At 73.1% G+C, this 17,393-nt stretch carries 15 protein-coding genes; 4 read left to right on the top strand and 11 right to left on the bottom strand.

Features of this window, described 5'->3' with window-relative positions; genetic code table 11:
* Positions 1-36: 36 nt before the first annotated feature.
* The gene (gene ychF, locus ABGB06_RS27355; RefSeq protein ID WP_347594082.1) at positions 37-1,125 is read right to left on the bottom strand and encodes a redox-regulated ATPase YchF; all 1,089 of its coding nucleotides are present in this window, start codon (positions 1,123-1,125) and stop codon (positions 37-39) included.
* A gap of 214 nt (positions 1,126-1,339) precedes the next feature.
* Here ychF and ABGB06_RS27350 point away from each other — a divergent pair, with 214 nt between their 5' ends.
* Positions 1,340-1,897: a DUF6542 domain-containing protein gene (locus ABGB06_RS27350; protein ID WP_347594080.1), complete on the top strand. Its 558-nt coding sequence runs from the start codon at positions 1,340-1,342 to the stop codon at positions 1,895-1,897.
* A gap of 12 nt (positions 1,898-1,909) precedes the next feature.
* On the opposite strand, the gene ABGB06_RS27345 is transcribed toward ABGB06_RS27350, so the two are convergent.
* Positions 1,910-2,926: a 4-hydroxy-3-methylbut-2-enyl diphosphate reductase gene (locus ABGB06_RS27345; protein ID WP_347594078.1), complete on the bottom strand. Its 1,017-nt coding sequence runs from the start codon at positions 2,924-2,926 to the stop codon at positions 1,910-1,912.
* 216 nt (positions 2,927-3,142) lie between these two features.
* Here ABGB06_RS27345 and xseA point away from each other — a divergent pair, with 216 nt between their 5' ends.
* Positions 3,143-4,375, top strand: coding sequence for an exodeoxyribonuclease VII large subunit (xseA, locus tag ABGB06_RS27340; RefSeq protein WP_347594076.1), 1,233 nt, complete (start codon positions 3,143-3,145; stop codon positions 4,373-4,375).
* Positions 4,376-4,456: 81 nt separating this feature from the next.
* Complete coding sequence (locus ABGB06_RS27335; protein WP_347594074.1) at positions 4,457-4,741, top strand: exodeoxyribonuclease VII small subunit; 285 nt, start codon at positions 4,457-4,459, stop codon at positions 4,739-4,741.
* A 30-nt stretch (positions 4,742-4,771) separates the two neighbouring features.
* On the opposite strand, the gene ABGB06_RS27330 is transcribed toward ABGB06_RS27335, so the two are convergent.
* Complete coding sequence (locus tag ABGB06_RS27330; protein ID WP_347594072.1) at positions 4,772-5,488, bottom strand: DUF4245 domain-containing protein; 717 nt, start codon at positions 5,486-5,488, stop codon at positions 4,772-4,774.
* A gap of 135 nt (positions 5,489-5,623) precedes the next feature.
* Here ABGB06_RS27330 and glpX point away from each other — a divergent pair, with 135 nt between their 5' ends.
* Positions 5,624-6,655: a class II fructose-bisphosphatase gene (gene glpX, locus ABGB06_RS27325; RefSeq protein WP_347594070.1), complete on the top strand. Its 1,032-nt coding sequence runs from the start codon at positions 5,624-5,626 to the stop codon at positions 6,653-6,655.
* A 148-nt stretch (positions 6,656-6,803) separates the two neighbouring features.
* Here the strand turns inward: glpX and ABGB06_RS27320 are convergent, their stop codons facing one another.
* The 8 genes from ABGB06_RS27320 to ABGB06_RS27285 all read right to left on the bottom strand — a co-directional run bounded on the left by ABGB06_RS27320 (position 6,804) and on the right by ABGB06_RS27285 (position 16,956).
* Positions 6,804-7,211, bottom strand: coding sequence for a WhiB family transcriptional regulator (locus ABGB06_RS27320; RefSeq protein ID WP_347594068.1), 408 nt, complete (start codon positions 7,209-7,211; stop codon positions 6,804-6,806).
* A gap of 121 nt (positions 7,212-7,332) precedes the next feature.
* Complete coding sequence (locus ABGB06_RS27315) at positions 7,333-8,019, bottom strand: DUF1707 domain-containing protein (protein WP_347594206.1); 687 nt, start codon at positions 8,017-8,019, stop codon at positions 7,333-7,335.
* 356 nt (positions 8,020-8,375) lie between these two features.
* Positions 8,376-10,370, bottom strand: a complete 1,995-nt coding sequence (locus tag ABGB06_RS27310) for a SpoIIE family protein phosphatase (protein WP_347594066.1) — start codon at positions 10,368-10,370, stop codon at positions 8,376-8,378.
* A 50-nt stretch (positions 10,371-10,420) separates the two neighbouring features.
* Positions 10,421-11,188, bottom strand: coding sequence for a DUF402 domain-containing protein (locus ABGB06_RS27305; protein ID WP_347594064.1), 768 nt, complete (start codon positions 11,186-11,188; stop codon positions 10,421-10,423).
* A gap of 57 nt (positions 11,189-11,245) precedes the next feature.
* A complete protein-coding gene (locus ABGB06_RS27300; protein ID WP_347594062.1) occupies positions 11,246-12,640 on the bottom strand; it encodes a class II fumarate hydratase in 1,395 nt (464 codons plus the stop codon).
* A 480-nt stretch (positions 12,641-13,120) separates the two neighbouring features.
* Complete coding sequence (locus ABGB06_RS27295) at positions 13,121-15,466, bottom strand: FtsX-like permease family protein (RefSeq protein WP_347594060.1); 2,346 nt, start codon at positions 15,464-15,466, stop codon at positions 13,121-13,123.
* Positions 15,463-16,143: an ABC transporter ATP-binding protein gene (locus ABGB06_RS27290; protein ID WP_347594058.1), complete on the bottom strand. Its 681-nt coding sequence runs from the start codon at positions 16,141-16,143 to the stop codon at positions 15,463-15,465. Before ABGB06_RS27290 ends, ABGB06_RS27295 begins: the two co-directional genes overlap by 4 nt.
* Before the next feature lie 240 nt (positions 16,144-16,383).
* Positions 16,384-16,956: a PadR family transcriptional regulator gene (locus ABGB06_RS27285; protein ID WP_347594056.1), complete on the bottom strand. Its 573-nt coding sequence runs from the start codon at positions 16,954-16,956 to the stop codon at positions 16,384-16,386.
* Positions 16,957-17,393 lie beyond the last annotated feature (437 nt).

Here is a 17,393-nt window from a genome sequence, read left to right as displayed (position 1 = left end):
CAGGGCTGGAACACCGTGACGCATCACGACGCCCGGCTACACGTTGAAGCGGAACTCCACGACGTCGCCGTCGCGCATCACGTAGTCCTTGCCCTCCATGCGGGCCTTGCCGCGGGAGCGGACCTCGGTGACGGAGCCGGCGTCGACCAGGTCGTCGTAGGAGATGACCTCGGCCTTGATGAAGCCCTTCTGGAAGTCCGTGTGGATCACCCCGGCCGCCTCGGGCGCGGTGGCGCCCTTGGGGATGGTCCAGGCGCGGGCCTCCTTGGGGCCGGCCGTGAGGTACGTCTGGAGGCCGAGGGTGTCGAAGCCGACGCGGGCCAGGGTCTGCAGGCCCGACTCCTCCTGCCCCACCGACTGCAGCAGCTCCAGGGCCTCGTCCTCGGGCAGTTCGCCGAGCTCGGACTCCAGCTTGGCGTTGAGGAAGATCGCCTCGGCGGGGGCGACCAGGGCGCGCTGCTCGGCCTTGAAGGACTCGTCGGTCAACTCGTCCTCGTCCACGTTGAAGACGTAGAGGAACGGCTTGACGGTGAGCAGGTGCAGCTCGCGCAGCGGCTCGGCGCGCTCGGTGCCCTGGGCGATGCCGGCGGCGTAGAGGGTGCGGCCCTCCTCCAGGATCGCCTTCGCCTCCTCGACGGCGGTGACCAGCGGCTGCCTGTCCTTCTTGACCCGGGCCTCCTTGGCGAGGCGCGGCAGCACCTTCTCGATGGTCTGGAGGTCGGCCAGTATCAGCTCGGTGTCGATGGTCTCGATGTCGCCCTTGGGGGACACCTTGCCGTCCACGTGGACCACGTTCTCGTCGCGGAAGGCCCGGATCACCTGGCAGATCGCGTCCGACTCGCGGATGTGCGCGAGGAACTTGTTGCCCAGGCCCTCGCCCTCGCTGGCGCCGCGCACGATGCCCGCGATGTCGACGAAGTTCACCGTGGCGGGGAGCACCCGCTGCGACTGGAAGATCCCGGCGAGCCGGTCGAGGCGGGGGTCGGGGACGCCGACGACGCCGATGTTCGGCTCGATCGTGGCGAACGGGTAGTTCGCCGCCAGCACCTCGTTCTTGGTCAGTGCGTTGAACAGGGTCGACTTGCCGACGTTGGGCAGGCCGACGATTCCGATCGTGAGCGACACGTGAGGTACTTCCGTAAGCGAGAGCGGACAGCGGGGGCGACCCGGCTCCCGCCGCGGCCCAGGGACGACGCACTTCCGTAAGCGAGAGCGGACAGCGGGGGCGTGGATCGTCCCCAGTCTACGGGCGGCCGCGAGACCGCCATCCGCAGCCATATCGAATGATCAGCGTGTCTTGTCCCGCTTCGTCCGTGATCATCCGCTTACCGTGTGATCCGTGGAACACAGTACGCGCACCTCCCAGCGTCCCCAGCCGCCCGCGGCGGCGGCGCGCGGAACCGTGCCGCGGCCCGCCGAGCGAGGCTCGGCACGGCAGCCGCGGGTCGAGCCGCGCGTCCGCCCCGGCGCCCCCAGGACCCGTGCCCGCCCCCACGTCCGGCTCACCGGGTTCGGCTGCGGCGCGCTGACCGGCGTGGTGATGGTGGGCGCGGCCTGGCTCTGCGAACTCTTCGGCGGCGTGCCCACGCTCTACGGGGTGGTGTTCCTGGCCGTGGCCGTCCTGGCGGCGCTGTGGGTGCGGCCGGCGGACCTGATCTGCGCGCCCGTGGCCGCGCCCCTGGCGTTCGCGCTCGGGCTGGTCACCACCGACGGGGTCGTGGGCACGGTGGCCGAGTTGGCGCTGCGCGCGCCCTGGCTGTTCGCGGGCACCGCGGCGGCGGCCGGCCTGACGCTGCTGCGCAAGCTCCTGCTGCTGCTCGGGGCGCTGCTGCGCCGACGCAGGCGACGCCGACGGGCGGCGGCGACAGCGACGACTACGGCCGCGGCGGCTGCCTGACCCGGGTCGTCGTCAGTCGGCGACCTTGGCCGCGGCCTCGGCCCGCAGGTCCCGGCGCAGCTCCTTGGGCAGCGAGAACTGGATGTGCTCCTTCATCGGCTGCACCACCTCGACGTCCTCGAACCCGCGGGCGGCGAGCCACTCCAGCGCCTCGTCCACCAGCACCTCGGGCACCGAGGCGCCCGAGGACAGGCCCACGGTACTGACGCCGGCCAGCCAGGACTCGTCGATCTCCGCCGCGTTGTCCACCAGATGGGCCGCGCCGGCTCCGGCGCCGAGCGCGACCTCGACCATCCGCTTGGAGTTCGAGGAGTTCTGCGAGCCGACCACCAGTACCAGGTCGGCGTCGGCGGCCACCTGCTTGATCGCGGTCTGGCGGTTCTGCGTGGCGTAGCAGATGTCGTCGCTCGGCGGGCTGACGAGCTGCGGGAAACGGTTCTTGAGGCCGTCCACCGTCTCCATCGTCTCGTCGACCGAGAGCGTCGTCTGGGACAGCCAGACCACCTTCTCCGGGTCGCGCACCGTGACGTTGGCGACGTCCTCGGGGCCGTCCACCAGGGTGATGTGGTCCGGGGCCTCGCCGGTGGTGCCGATGACCTCCTCGTGGCCCTCGTGGCCGATGAGCAGGATGTCGTACCCGTCCTCGGCGAACCGGACGGCCTCCTTGTGCACCTTGGTGACCAGCGGGCAGGTGGCGTCGATGGTGGCCAGCCGGCCGCGCTCGGCCTCCCGGTGCACCTCGGGCGCCACGCCGTGCGCGGAGAAGATGACGATCGCGCCCTCGGGGACCTCCGCGGTCTCCTCGACGAAGATGGCGCCCTTACGCTCCAGGGTCCGCACGACGTACTTGTTGTGCACGATCTCGTGCCGCACGTAGATCGGCGCGCCATACTGCTCCAGCGCCCGCTCCACGGCTATGACGGCCCGGTCCACGCCCGCGCAGTATCCGCGGGGGGCGGCGAGCAGCACCCGGCGTCCGGGACGGACGGGGGCGGCGGACGACGTGGACGGCTGGAACGAGGTGGCCATGCCTCCCATCGTAGGGGGCGGCCAGCAGTGCGAGCAGGGGCGCGTTCGAGCACCCGAGGTAACCCACGGCACCCATAGGGCGTCCAACCTCACCCGGCCGGGAGCGTCACCGCGCGAGCAGGGGCGCGTTCGAGCACCCGGGGTAACCCACGGCACCCATAGGGCGTCCAGCCTCACCCGGCCGGGAGTGTCGGTGGGGGGCGCTAGCGTGGCCGCATGGCTGTGCAGACGTCCGCGGAGGCGCCGATCCCGGTCGGCGAGATCTCCCGGCTCATCGGGGGTTGGATCGACCGGTTGGGGGCCGTCTGGGTGGAGGGGCAGATCACCCAGTTGTCCCGTCGCCCCGGCTTCGGCGTGGTGTTCCTCACGCTGCGGGACCCCTCGCGGGAGGTCTCGCTGCGGGTCACGTGCTGTCGCGCGGTGTTCGACCAGGTGGCCGAGCTGATAAGCGAGGGCGCCCGGATCGTGGTGCACGCCAAGCCCGAGTGGTACGCGCCGCGGGGCGAGTTGTCGCTGCGCGCCACGGAGATCAGGGCGGTCGGCGTCGGCGAGTTGCTGCTCCGGCTGGAGCGGCTGAAGCGGTCGCTGACGGCCGAGGGCCTGTTCGCCGAGGAGCGCAAGCGGCCGCTGCCGTTCCTGCCGCACCGGGTGGGCCTGGTGACCGGGCGGGCCTCGGCGGCGGAGCGCGACGTCCTGCAGAACGCGCGGCTGCGCTGGCCCGCGGTCCGTTTCGCGGTGCGGAACGTCGCGGTGCAGGGAGTGCACGCGGTGCCGCAGGTGATCGGGGCGATCGAGGAGTTGGACGCGGACCCGACGGTCGACGTGATCATCGTGGCCAGGGGCGGCGGCAGCGTGGAGGACCTGCTGCCGTTCTCGGACGAGGAGTTGGTGCGCGCGGTGGCCGCCTGCGGCACGCCGGTGGTCTCGGCCATCGGCCACGAGCCGGACGCGCCGCTGCTCGACCTGGTCGCCGACCTGCGGGCCTCCACGCCCACCGACGCGGCCAAGCGGACCGTGCCGGACGTCGGCGAGGAGGCGGCCCGGGTGCGGGAGCTGCGGGAGCGGGCCCGCTGGATGGTGCGGTCGCTCGTCGAGCGCGAGGAGCGCGGCCTGGCGGCGGCGCGCAGCCGGCCGGTGCTGGCCGAGCCGCACCGGATGGTGACGGCGCGTCGGGAGGAGCTGGTGGCCCTGCTCGGGCGCGGCCGGCGCACGCTGGGGCATCTGCTGGACCGGGCGCAGAGCGATCTGGAGCACACGCGGGCGCGGGTGGTGGCGCTCTCCCCCGCGGCGACGCTCCGGCGCGGGTACGCGGTGCTGCAGCGCGCGGACGGCGCGGCGGTGCGCGCGGTGGACGAGGTGACCGAGGGCGAGGCCCTAAGGGCACGCGTCGCGGACGGGGCGTTCGCGGTGACGGTCGGCGAACGAGCACAGGGGGGCGGGCATGGGTGATCCAGAGCCAGGCACGGCGGGCACGGGTCCCGGACGGAGCGTTCAGCGTGACGCTCGGCGAGCGAGCATAGGGTGGCGGACATGACGGAACCGGACGCGGACACGGCCCTCGGCTACGAGCAGGCGCGGGACGAGCTCATCGACGTGGTGCGGCGGCTGGAGGCCGGTGGGGTCACGCTGGAGGAGTCGCTGGCGCTGTGGGAGCGCGGCGAGGAGCTGGCGAGGATCTGCGGCCAGTGGCTGGAGGGCGCCCGCGCCCGGCTGGACGCGGCGCTGGCCGAGGAGGAGTCGGCGGCCGAGGAGACCGGGTCAGGGGCCGACGAGGGCTCGGCGGAGGACCCGGCCCGGGCGGAGGCGTCCCGGTAGCCCGCCCGGTCCGGTGGGCGGGCGCGGGCCTCAGGGTCGACCGTCGTCGGGGAGCCTGGGCTCCAGCGCGGAGGCCAGTTCGGCCAGGCCGTCCTGGGAGGCGGTGCCCAGCACCACCGTGGTGACGCCCGGCTCGCGGAGCACCAGCGCGTCGTACTCGGGGCCCTCGTACCGGGCCCACTCCCGGCCGTCGATGCGCCGCACCGAACCGGTGTCCTCGGCCTGCCGGGTGATCGAGGCGACGAAGCCCTCGGAATCGCCGTCGGCCTGGGCGAGCGCGGCGTACTCCTCCTCGGGGTCCACGAAGCCGAGCCGCCAGGTGGCCCCGTGCTGGCCCTGCGGCTCGTAGCGCACCGAGTTCGCCCGCCACTCCTGGGGCAGCCCCTCCGGTACCAGCAGCTCGTAGGGCGCGACGCGCGCCGCGGTGGCCGACTCGACGTCGTACGCCACCGGCCGCAGGTGATCCGTGGACTCGTCGTGCGGGATGAAGAGGTAGAGGAAGAAGGCGCCGACGGAGGTCAGGGCCATGGACAGCAGCATGTTCCGGGCGGTCTGGCCCCGCGCCCGGCGGGCTGGCGGCCGGGGCTGGGCCGGCTGGGCCGGATCCTCCGGCATGTCCCGGACCTCCGGGCCCTCTGGGGTTTCCGGTGTTTCGGGGCCTTCCGGGGTCGAGGGCTCGTCCTGGTCCGCCGCCCGCGGGGTGTCCGGGTCGGTCGGTGCGGTCGAGGTGTCCGTCTCGCTTGCCACTCCCCCATGGTGGCGCATGCCGTCGGGTGCCCCGCAGCCGCCCCCTCAGCCACCCTCTCGCTCATCCGAGGTACGTACTGCTCATGTGTACGAATCGCGATAGAGTTGGTGGCACCCTCCGAAAGGTGTGCCTCCATGCCCGAACACCATCTGCCGCCCGCGCTCGACGTCAGCCCCGAGGCTCCGGACCGCAACCTGGCGTTGGAGCTGGTCCGGGTCACCGAGGCGGGAGCGATGGCCACGGGCCGCTGGGTGGGCCGCGGGGACAAGAACGGCGCGGACGGGGCCGCCGTCCGCGCCATGCGGACCCTGATCTCCACCGTCTCCATGAACGGGGTCGTCGTCATCGGCGAGGGCGAGAAGGACGAGGCGCCGATGCTCTTCAACGGGGAGCGGGTCGGCGACGGCTCGGGCCCCGAATGCGACGTCGCCGTCGACCCGGTGGACGGCACCACCCTCACCGCCAAGGGGGCGGGCGGCGCCGTCTCGGTGCTCGCGGTGGCCGAGCGCGGGGCGATGTTCGACCCGAGCGCCGTCTTCTACATGAACAAGCTCGCCACCGGGCCCGAGGCCAGCGAGTTCGTGGACATCGACGCGCCGCCCGCGGTGAACGTCCGGCGGGTGGCCAAGGCCAAGGGCGGCGCGCCGGAGGACGTCACGGTGGTCATCCTGGACCGGCCGCGGCACGCGGACATCGTGCGCGAGGTCAGGGAGAGCGGCGCCCGGATCAAGTTCATCGAGGACGGCGACGTGGCCGGCGCCATCATGAGCGTGCGCGAGGGCACCGGCGTCGACCTGCTGCTCGGCATCGGCGGGACCCCGGAGGGCATCATCGCGGCCTGCGCCATCGCCTGCCTGGGCGGCACGCTGCAGGGAAAGCTGTGGCCGAAGGACGACGCCGAGCGCCGCGCCGCGCTGGACGCCGGGCACGACCTGGACCGGGTGCTGCACACGGACGACCTGGTGCGCGGCGACAACGTGTTCTTCGTCGCGACCGGGATCACCGACGGCGAACTGCTGCGCGGCGTGCGATACCGCGCCGAGACCGCCACGACCCAGTCGTTGGTGATGCGCTCCCGGTCGGGCACCATCCGACAGATCGACTCCACACACCGCCTGTCCAAGTTGCGCGCCTACAGCGCCATCGACTTCGACCGCGGCCGGTGACCGCGACGGCGTTGCGAGCCGTGACCCCGGCAGTGATGCGAGCAGCGATGCGAGCGGTGACGCGCGCGGTGGTCCGAGCGGGTGGGTGAGCGGTGTGCGAGCGGTGTCCCCAGCAGCAGGCCGAGCGGTGATCCCGGTGCCGAGCCCGTCAGGCGACCCGGCCGCCCGAGGTGGCCTCGCGCCGCCGTCGACGACTGAGCAACACCCGGCGCTCCGCGGCGGTCAGGCCGCCCCAGACGCCGTACGGCTCGGGCTGGAGCAACGCGTGCTCCCGGCACTCCAGCAACACCGGACACCGCGCGCAGACCGACTTGGCGGCCTGCTCGCGCGACAGCCGGGCCGCGGTGGGCTCCTGGGAGGGGGCGAAGAACAACCCCGCCTCATCACGCCGGCAGGCGGCCTCCGAATGCCATGGTCCCGCGAGGCTTCTCGGCGCGGACTGGGTGGGTACGGCTGGAGACCACTGGGTCTGTTGTGGCGGTGACGATTGCAGCACGGTCAACTCCTGACGACGGCTACCGGGGGTCGCTCCTGGCTGATGGACCCTCACCCGCATGCACATGCCGCTGCACCGCAGTACACCCTTCCCACCGTGCGGCCAAACGAGTGACGGTCCCCCGAGCCCTACCCGCTGTACGCGGGCTTATGCACGGAGCGACAGCGCGAGCTGCCCCGGCTCAGCCGTCACGCAGGTCCTCGATCCGCTTGCCGTCCACTGTCTTCGCCTCGACCCCGCCCCAGATCGCGACGCCCTTGACGATCACCACCGGCGCGTCGGGCTGCGTCGACTCCGCGTCCCTGACCTCGAAGCCGCCCATGATGCCGCTGCCGGCACCGCGCAGGCTGACGTTCTCCGGCACCTTGATCTCCACGCCGCCGCATATCGCCGTCGCGTTGATGACGACGTGCTGCTGGTCGAAGATCGCCTCGGTCAGGTCGAGCTCGACCCCGCCGCAGACGGCCACCGCGTTGATCTTGCCGCCCACCCGCCAACGGCCCTTGCGGCTCGCGCCGCTGAGCACCGCCACGACGTTCTTCCCGCCGTTGACGTGCAGGCCATGGCTGACCGAGTGCCCGGAGCGGGGCTCGGCCGTCGACGCCTGGCGCGGGGCCGGCACCCGGGACGCGGCCGGTCTGGGCTGTCCGGCGGGCAGATCCTCGATCAGTGGCTGCAACTCGCCCAGGGTCTTGGCGCGGTACACCGCCTCGATCCGCTCGGCGTGCTCCTCGGTGTCCAGGCGTCCCTCGGCCAGGGCCTCGCGCAGGATGTCCGCGAACCGGTCCCGGTCCGCGTCCGAGGCCCGGACGGCCTGGGGCTCGCGGGGGGTGCTCGGCCGGGACGACGCGTCGTCCGGCTTGTCCAGCGTGATCGCCTGCTTGTCCACGGGCGCGGGCGCATTCTCGGGGTTCACCCGCTCAGCGTACCGACTCGCGATACATCGCGACCAGTCCCCTGACGCGTCCGCGCGGCGCCACGCCGGCGTCAGCGGAGGAACGTTCAGCCTCACCCGAACGAGGGATACGGCACCGGGGGCCACGAACGAGGGACCCGGGCGGGGAAGGCAACAGGGAGGAGCAGCGGGCCGCACGCGGCCGGGCGGCATGGGGAGACCGGGAAGCGGCCAGCAGCCGGCCAGCGGCCGACCAGGGAAGAAGTCAGCCGGAAGCCAGGAAGGGACCAGGAGTCCGGGAAGCCGGAAAGGGAGGGGCGGCGGTGGTCTCAGGACGCGATGGTCTGGTGGCCCGCCTGCTGGGCGGGGAGCGCGACCTCGAACCACACGAGCTTGCCCGTGCCCAGCCGGGTGGCACCCCACCGCCGGGCCAGGCGCTGCACCAGATACAGGCTGCGGCCGCCCTCGTCGGACGGGCCCGCCTGGCGCAGCCGCGGCAGCAGCGGCATGTCGTCGCCCACCTCGCAGCGGAGCACGTCGGTGCGCAGCAGCCGAACGGTCACCGGCCGCTCGGCGTACCGCACCGCGTTGGTGACCACCTCGCTGACCAGCAGTTCGACCGAGTCCTCCAGCTCCGTGAGCTCCCAACGCGCCAGGTTCTCCCGGACCATCCGGCGCGCCTCGCGCACCGACTCGGGGCTGGCCTCCAGCTTCCGCAGCGCCACCAGCTCGCTGGGGATGCCCTCGAAGCGGGCGGCCAGCAGGGCGATGTCGTCGTCGCGGTCACCGGTGCCGACGATGTCCAGGATCTCGTCGCACAGCGGCTCCAGCGGCGGGGCGGCGTCCGGCCTGGTCAGCCGCGCGGTCTTGGTCAGCTTCTCGCGCAGCTGCTCCACGCCGGTCCACACGTCCCGGCTCCGTGACTCCACCAGGCCGTCGGTGTACAGCACCAGGGTGGCGCCGACCGGGGCGTCGATCTCGATCGTCTCGAAGTCCACGCCGCCGACGCCGATCGGCGCGTTCGGCGGCAGGTCGACCCGCTCGGTGGTGGCGTCCAGGCGCAGCAGCACGGGCGGCGGGTGCCCCGCGTTGGCCGCGGTGATGCGGTGCGAGACCGGGTCGTAGACCGCGTAGAGGCAGGTCGCCATGCGGTCCTGGCCGAGTCGCTGGGCCTGCTCGTCGAGGTGGTGCAGCACCTCCTGCGGCGGCAGGTCGAGCCCGGCCAGCGTCTGCACCGTCGTGCGCAGCTGCCCCATGATGGCGGCCGAGGTGGTCGAGTGGCCCATCACGTCGCCGACGACCAGCGCCACCCGGCTGCCCGGCAGCGGGATCGCGTCGTACCAGTCGCCGCCGACCCGCGCCGACTGCGCCGCGGGCAGATAGCGGCTGGCCAGCCGGACGCCGGTGGGCTGCGGCAGGTCGTCGGGCAGCATGGTGCGCTGCAGTTCGTCCGCGATGGACGCCTCGCGCCCGTAGAGCGCGGCCTTGTCCACGCCCAGCGCCGAGTGGGTGGCCAGCTGCTGCGCGACCTGGAGATCCTCGCTCTCGAAGCCGGCCCGGTCGGGACGGCGCAGGAAGACGGCCGCCCCGATGACCCGGCGCCGGCCGCGCAGCGGGGCGAGGATCGCCCGGCGGCCCTCCGGCAGCGCCGCCGTTCCGGACAGCTCGCGCAGCGCCGCCCGCGGCACCTGGGACTCGGTGAAGACCGGACGCACCCCGCGCAGCACCTCGGCCAGCGGCCCGTTGCCCCGCACCTCGACCAGGGAGGTGGCGCCGGCCAGCAGCGGCAGCGTCGGGCCCGGACCGTCCGGCAGCACGTCGCCGAACACCGGCATCTCCGGGATCCGGTCGGTGCGGCGCAGCTTCAGCACCCACGGGGTGACGGGCTGCTCGTCGCCGACCGGCAGCGGATGCCGCAGGTAGACCAGGATGGCGTCGGAGAAGGTGGGGACGGACGCGCGGCACAGGCCGAGCACGATCTCGTCCAGGTCCATGCCACGGGCGATGCGCCGGGTGGCCGAGCCCACGAACCGCAACCGCTCGGTCTGCGGCACCCCGCCGTTCACCGCCTCACCCGCCTTGGCCGGCCGCGCCGCGAACTCCGCCCCGAGCTCCGTCTGCACCGCCGTCCCGTCCGGCCTCGCCTCGCCCCGCTGCGCCGACGGCTCGGGCCGCGGGTCCGGCTGGGCGTCGGGGCCGGGCCGGACCGGTGGGTGCTCCGCGGTGTCGGGCCCGGAGCGGGCATGCGGAAGCGCCGATCTCTCCGCGGGAGAGGGTACGTCCGCTGTGCGTGCCACGGGCTGCGGTCGGGTCGGGTCCGTCACGGGGGGATGTCCATCCATCCAAGGGGGAACTGGCGTGCGGGAGGGGGATGTTAGGCGGTTGTGCGGTTGTGGGGGTCGATCCTACGTTTGGCTCCCCGGGGGGCATCAAGAGGTGCACGACCGACGGGTATGCCGGGCCTGTCCCAGTCAACGGGCAACCGGGGGGTGCGCCAGTGCGGATCCGGCCGCCAGTCAACCCACCCCTCACAGAACGGCGGGTCCCAGGCGCTGATCAGCCGGAGCGCGTCCTGACCAGCGGCGCGCACGCGCGCCGCCTGCGCGGCGTCCAGCAGGCCTGCCTGCTGCGCTTGGGCAAATTCGTCCTCGTCCCGCCACTCCCAGCTGCGGTCTGGGTAGACCACGATGTCGAGAAAGTGATCTTCTGAATCCACCCCGCCGGGCCAGCGGCGGCGGGGCTCTTCAAGGTTGACGTACCAGTTCCTTAAGCGCCAGTGCCGATCCCAGAAAAGCCAGACCGACCACGGCTCGCCGGGGCGAGCCAGCTTCAGCACACCGTGCCCCGTCCACTCGGCGCGGACGGTCGTGCGTGGCTTGGTGTAGCGGGTGGCCAGCGGCTCCCTGTCCACAGGGGTGCCGTCGGCCAGCTCCGGTTTGACGCATTCGGTGCCGGGCGCCATCCACACCGCGAGCATCTCCGGAGTGTCCTGGACAACGGTGACGGGCCGGCAGATATGGAACGGGCCGGAGTCGCCCGGCCCGTCCGCAGCTCCTCCGCCGTTGGTACGGTACCGCCACAGGATGTGATCTCCCGGCCGCCACCGGTACGCCGGACCGGCCCCGTTTGTGCCCGTTGTCATCTATGCATGATATTCGGGCACCGCCGCGGCCGGTTCGGAACCGGCCGCCAGACCCCGTCAGGGGTGTGTCATCCGCAGCACGTCCAGTGCCTCGTCGAGCTGCTCCATGGTGAGCTCGCCGCGTTCCACGTACCCGCCGTCCAGCACGGCCTCCCGGATCGTCTTGCGCTCCGCGAGGGCGCGCTTGGCGATCCTGGCGGCCTCCTCGTAGCCGATGTAGCGGTTCAGCGGGGTGACCACCGACGGCGAGGACTCGGCGTACTCGCGGGCGCGCTCGGCGTTGGCCGTGATGCCGTCCACCGTGCGGTCGGCGAGCAGCCGGGAGGCGTTGGCCAGCAGCCGGACGGACTCCAGCACGTTCTTCGCCATCACCGGCAGCATGACGTTCAGCTCGAAGTTGCCGGAGGCGCCGGCCGTGGTCACCGTGGCGTCGTTGCCGACGACCTGGGCGGCCACCATCAGCACGGCCTCGGGGATCACCGGGTTGACCTTGCCGGGCATGATCGAGGAGCCGGGCTGGAGGTCGGGCAGGGCGATCTCGGCGAGGCCGGTGCGCGGTCCCGAACCCATCCAGCGCAGGTCGTTGCAGATCTTGGTGAGCGAGACGGCGATGGTGCGCAGCTGGCCCGAGGTCTCGACCAGACCGTCGCGGGCGCCCTGGGCCTCGAAGTGGTCGCGGGCCTCGGTCAGCGGCAGGCTCGTGCTGCGGGCGACCTCGGCGATGACCGCGGCGGCGAAGCCGGGCGGGGTGTTGATGCCGGTGCCGACCGCGGTGCCACCGAGCGGCAGCTCCGCGAGCCGGGGCAGCGCGCCCTCGAGACGCTCGATGCCGTACCGGATCTGGGCGGCGTAGCCGTTGAACTCCTGGCCGAGGGTGACGGGCGTGGCGTCCATCAGGTGGGTGCGGCCGGACTTCACCACGTCGGCGAACTCGGTGCCCTTCCGCTCCAGGGCCACCGCCAGGTGGTCGAGCGCCGGGATCAGGTCGGCGAGGACCGCGCCGGTGGCGGCGATGTGGATGGAGGAGGGGAAGACGTCGTTGGACGACTGGCTGGCGTTGACGTGATCGTTGGGGTGGACCGGGCGCCCGAGGCGCTCGGTGGCCAACGTCGCGACAACCTCATTCATATTCATGTTCGAAGAGGTGCCGGAGCCCGTCTGGAAGACGTCGATGGGGAAGTGCTCGTCCCAGCCGCCCTCGGCGACCTCCTCCGCGGCCTGGGCGATGGCCTCGGCCATGTCCTTCTCCACCACGCCGAGCTCGGCGTTGACGGTGGCCGCCGCGGCCTTGACGCGGGCCAGGGCGGCGATGTGCGCGCGCTCGATGGTCTGGCCCGAGATGGGGAAGTTCTCCACGGCACGCTGGGTCTGGGCCCGCCACTTGGCGTGTGCGGGCACCCGCACCTCGCCCATCGAGTCGTGCTCGATCCGGAATTCTGGTGTCCCGCTCATGGATACGAATCTACCGGCCGACCCGGCGCACCCCCCGAGCCGGGGGCGAGAGCCCTGTCATTCCCTGCCCACGCCATCGGAACAGATCTACCGGCCGACCCGGAGCACCCCCCGAGCCGGAGGCGAGAGCCCAGTCACTCCGCGCCCACGCCATCGGAACAGATCTACCGGCCGACCCGGAGCACCCCCCGAGCCGGAGGCGAGAGCCCAGTCACTCCGCGCCCACGCCATCGGAACAGATCTACCGGCCGACCCGGAGCACCCCCCGCGCCGGAGGCGAGAGCCCAGTCACTCCGCGCCCACGCCATCGGAACAGATCTACCGGCCGACCCGGCGCACCCCCCCCGCCGGAGGCGAGAGCCCAGTCACTCCGCGCCCACGCCATCGGAACAGATCTACCGGCCGACCCGGCGCACCCCCCCCACGCCGGGGGCGGGAGCCCCCGGCGCGGGGCCGGCCAGCGCTCAGGACAGCCCGGGTTCATTCCGTGCGCAGGCCGTCGGGGCGCATCAGGCGCCAGAGGAACGGCAGGCTGACCAGGGTCACGAAGGCGATGAGGCCGCCGCCGGCCGCGGCCATCGGCAGGAACGCCAGCCAGCCGGAGACCGGCAGGTGGACCATGGTCATCAGCAGCGCGCCCAGGCCAAGCCCGACGCCGCTGGCGAGCGCGAGTCCCAGGGTCACGGGTATCGCGGTCTGCCACAGCACCGAGGCGCCCAACGTGCTCCGCCGGGTGCCGAAGGCGACCAGCACCGACAGCAGGCGCCTGCGCTCCCTGAGCTGCTCCAGGGTGGTCACCACCATGCTGGCGCCGATGAGCAGCAGGACGCCGCAGGCGCCGACCAGCAGGCCGAGCTGGATGTTCCGGAACTGGGACGAGACGTCCTCGGAGGTCACCTCCCAGACGGAAGGCCGACTCTCGTAGGCCCAGGCCACGTTGCGGATCCGCTCGATGACATCCCGGCCGGCCGCCGGGTCGATGCGCACCAGCGCCCGCGTCTCCGCGTCCCCCAGCACGGCGGCGTCCAGGGCGGCCGGGGTGGCGAAGACCCCGGAGGCGTAGGCCGAGAACTGCTCGTCGTCCGGCAGGGGGACCTCGCGCGCCGAGTCCGGCACGGTCCAGTGGCCCCCGCTCTCGGAGGGACGGTCGCCGAGGTAGAGCCGGTCCCCCGGTTGCACCGTGTCGTACTCGGCGTCCTCCGGCGCGCGCACCAGAAAGCTGTCGCCGTTCGCACAGTCGCCGATCTCGGCCAGCAGGCTCAGCGTCGCGCAGTCCCCCACCACCACCTGGGTGGCGGGATCACCGACCGTCCCGGCGTCCTCCCGCAGGATCTCGCCCCAGCCCACCGCGAGAGAGAACGCCTCGGTCACGCCCGGCACGGCCTCGATCTCGCCGGCGAACCGCTGGTCCTCCGCGCGGTCGAGCTCGTATCCCAGCACCTCGACCTGGTACGCGTCGGGATCGCGGCCCGTCTCCTGCGTCTCCTCGGCGCGCACGCCGGAGAAGAGCATGTACAGCGCGGTCGCCCCGGCGACGGCGACGGTGATGCCGCTGACGGCGCGGGCCGCGGGTCCCCCGCTGAGCTGGAGTCGGCGGATGGCGAGCTGCCAGGAGAGCGGGCCGCCGCGCAGCCGGCCGACCAGCCGCTCGACCATCCAGGGGAGCAGCAGCGTGACGCCGACGAGCAGCAGCACCATGCCGACGACCGCCTGAGCGAGGGCGAGGTCGTCGCCGGTGGTGAAGGAGCCGGCCAGCGGCACCAGCATCGCGGGCCCGAGGAGGACGGGCAGCAACCGCCAGGCCAGCCGGCGCCGGCGGCTGGGCGCCCGCCGGACCACGCCCAACGGCTCGATGGCGACGCCGCGCAGCGCGAAGAGCGTCACGGCCACGGCGCTGCCCGGCACGCCCAGCAGGATCAGCGCGACCAGCGCGCCGCTCGGCGCGATGTCCGAGGGGAACACGCTGGAGCCCGACACCGTGACGCCGCCGAGCAGTTCCCGCAGCGGCAGGAAGCCGAGGCAGCCGAGGAGCAGGCCGGCGAGCGCGCCCACCAGGGCCTCGCCCGCGGCGATCCGGCGGGTGGTCATCGCGTCGGCGCCGACCAGGCGCAGCGCGGCCAGCCGCCGGTCCCGGCGCTCCCCGCCGAGCCGGACGGCGGTGGCGACGAAGACCGCGACGGGCATCAGCAGCGCCACGCAGATCACCGAGACGAGGAGCAGCAACGGCGCGTTCAGCTCCTCGTCCGCCCAGTCCCTGCCGAACTCGTCGACCCGCATCACCGCGCCCTCGGGCACGAGTTCGAGGTGGTCGGCGCCCGCGTAGTAGAAGAGGTCGGCGGGGCCGACGAGCCCCTCGTCGCCGATGGTGCCGACCGGCTCGTGGTCCAGCCGCTCGGCGAGCAGCGCGCCCTCCTCGGAGTCGAGCAGCCGCCCGAGCGCCGGGGAGACCAGCATCTCGCCGGGTGCGGGGAACGCGTCGACTCCCGGCGGCGGCGTGGCGGTGCTGCTCGCCCCCGCCTCGGGTTGGAGCAGGGCGCCGCGGACCTCGGTACCGTGGTATTCGGTGAACTCCTGCAGGTACAGCAGGGTGTCGGCCCCGGGTTCGGTCTCGTAGCAGGCGACGTAGTCGTTCATGCAGCTCGGCTCGCGGTTCTCCCCGCGCGCGTCCAGGGTGGTCAACACGTTCGGCACGGCGGTGGCCAGCAGCAGGACGACCACGCCGAGCCCGACGCCGAACGCGGTCAGCGCGGTGCGGGTCCAGCCGGACCGGCCGCCGGCCAGCGCGAACCGCGCGCCGAGCGCCAGATCGCGCGCCCACCCCCTCACGCGCCGGCTCCCGCCAGGGAACGAGCGCGACCGTCGCGCACCACGATCTCCCGATCGGAGTACGCGGCGACCCGCGACTCGTGAGTGACCAGCACCACGGCGGCGCCGCTCTCCCGGGCCGCGTCGGTGAGCAGCTGCATCACCCGCTCGCCGTTGAGCGAGTCGAGCGCGCCGGTGGGCTCGTCGGCGAAGATCACGCGCGGGGCGTTGACCAGGGCCCGGGCCACGGCGACGCGTTGCCCCTGCCCGCCGGATATCTCGCCGGGCCGCTTGTGCCGCACGTCCTCCACCTCCAGGCGCGCCAGCCATTCGGCGGCCCTGGCCTCGGCCTCCCGGCGGCCGCTGCCCGTCAACCGCAGCGGGAGTGCGACGTTCTCGGCGCAGGACAGCTCGGGCACCAGCTGCCCGAACTGGAAGACGAAGCCGAACTCGGCGCGGCGCAGGGCGCTCCGCTCGGCGTCGGACAGCCGCGACAGCTCGCGTCCGGCGTAGTGGACGACGCCCTCGTCCGGCGGCACGATGCCGGCCAGGCAGTGCAGCAGGGTGGACTTGCCCGACCCCGACGGACCCATGACGGCCACGATCTCCCCCGCCTCGATGGCGAAGTCGGCCCCGGCCAGGGCCGGGGTGGCGCCGTAGGTCTTGTGCAGCCCGGAGGCGACGAGAAGCTCGGTCATCGGGTCACGTCCTTGTGCTGGAACGGGGCGAGACGGTCAACGCGGGCCCCGGCGGCGAAGCGGCAGTACGGCCCGGAGGCGGCGAGTGGGGCGGTCATCGGGACGCACCCCTCTTCCGCGGGGACGGAGCCAGCCGTGGGGACGGCCGGCGCACCCCGACGACGAGCCGTTCGAGGCGGTCGAGGCGGGCCCCGGCAACGGTGAGCCAGCGCCGCCCGGAGACGCAGAGCAGCGGGGTGGTCATCGAGACTCGCCCTTCTTCTGCGAGGGCGGGGCGGGCCGTTCGGAGGGGTGGCTCACCTCAGCGGCGAGGCGGTCGAGGCGGGCCGTGGTGAGTTCCAGCCAGCGCAGGTCGGCCTCCAGGTGGAACAGCGCGTGGTCGCAGATCAGCTGGTCGGCGAGGTCGCCGTCGCGCTTGCGGCGGGTCAGCTCACGCATCAGCCGCAGGTGTTCGGCGCGCTGGGTGTCCAGCAGCGAGGCGGCGTCGCGGCCGGTGAGGAGCGACAGGACCACCTTGGTGTACAGGGTCGACTGGAGGTACGGCTCGGGCTTCTCCGGCCGGGCGAGCCAGCCCTCGACGTCGGTGACGCCCGCGTCGGTGATGGCGTACCGCTTGCGCTCGGGTCCGCCGCCGGGCTCGGTGCCGTCGACCTCCACCAGGCCGTTCTTCAGCAGCCGGGACATGGTGGCGTAGACCTGGCCGTAGTGCAGGGGCCGGTCCTGCCCGAAATGGGCGTCGAAGGCGCGTTTCAGGTCGTAGCCGTGCCGCGGACCGTCCTCGAGGAGGGCGAGCAGAGTGTGACTGACTGACATGACGCGCACTATACACACGGTGTAGAGACGCGGTCTATACACGGACTGTCTAGGGAGCGGGATCGGTGGACGTGTCCTCCTCGGCATCACTCGGGCAACAGTTTGGGCAGCGTCCGGAGGGATGTCAGACGCATCGCATAACGTGAGCGAGGCAGCGCGCAGCGCACCACCGCTGCACAGGGCCCCTAGCGGGGAAGCGAGTCCAGCCGGAGGGCTTGGTGGAAGACGGGTCACTGACGGGCGGCGACACGCCGCATCCGGACGGACTTGGGCAGCGCGAACGCCGCGAGGCCCGTGCCCGCGCGCGGGATGCCGAGGCCGCGGCCGGCGCGGCCGAGGCCCGAGACACCCCTGACGCGACGGTGCGCGTCGCGGATGCGACGGCCCAGGCGCCGGGTCGCGAGGCCAACGGGCGGGGCCCCGCGCGCGGTCGCTGG

The sequence above is a fragment of the Streptomyces sp. B6B3 genome (genome assembly GCF_039871525.1).
Taxonomy (GTDB): Bacteria; Actinomycetota; Actinomycetes; order Streptomycetales; family Streptomycetaceae; genus Streptomyces.
Note: the sequence above shows the minus strand (reverse complement) of the source record. Positions and strands in the feature narration are given on the sequence as shown.

Bases quoted from the DNA above. Each gene is read 5' to 3' on its own strand.
- ABGB06_RS27345 (WP_347594078.1), bottom strand. From the start codon at position 2,926: ATGGCCACCTCGTTCCAGCCGTCCACGTCGTCCGCCGCCCCCGTCCGT.
- xseA (WP_347594076.1), top strand. From the start codon at position 3,143: ATGGCTGTGCAGACGTCCGCGGAGGCGCCGATCCCGGTCGGCGAGATC.
- ABGB06_RS27335 (WP_347594074.1), top strand. From the start codon at position 4,457: ATGACGGAACCGGACGCGGACACGGCCCTCGGCTACGAGCAGGCGCGG.
- glpX (WP_347594070.1), top strand. From the start codon at position 5,624: ATGCCCGAACACCATCTGCCGCCCGCGCTCGACGTCAGCCCCGAGGCT.
- ABGB06_RS27320 (WP_347594068.1), bottom strand. From the start codon at position 7,211: ATGCGGGTGAGGGTCCATCAGCCAGGAGCGACCCCCGGTAGCCGTCGT.
- ABGB06_RS27305 (WP_347594064.1), bottom strand. From the start codon at position 11,188: ATGACAACGGGCACAAACGGGGCCGGTCCGGCGTACCGGTGGCGGCCG.
- ABGB06_RS27300 (WP_347594062.1), bottom strand. From the start codon at position 12,640: ATGAGCGGGACACCAGAATTCCGGATCGAGCACGACTCGATGGGCGAG.
- ABGB06_RS27290 (WP_347594058.1), bottom strand. From the start codon at position 16,143: ATGACCGAGCTTCTCGTCGCCTCCGGGCTGCACAAGACCTACGGCGCC.
- ABGB06_RS27285 (WP_347594056.1), bottom strand. From the start codon at position 16,956: ATGTCAGTCAGTCACACTCTGCTCGCCCTCCTCGAGGACGGTCCGCGG.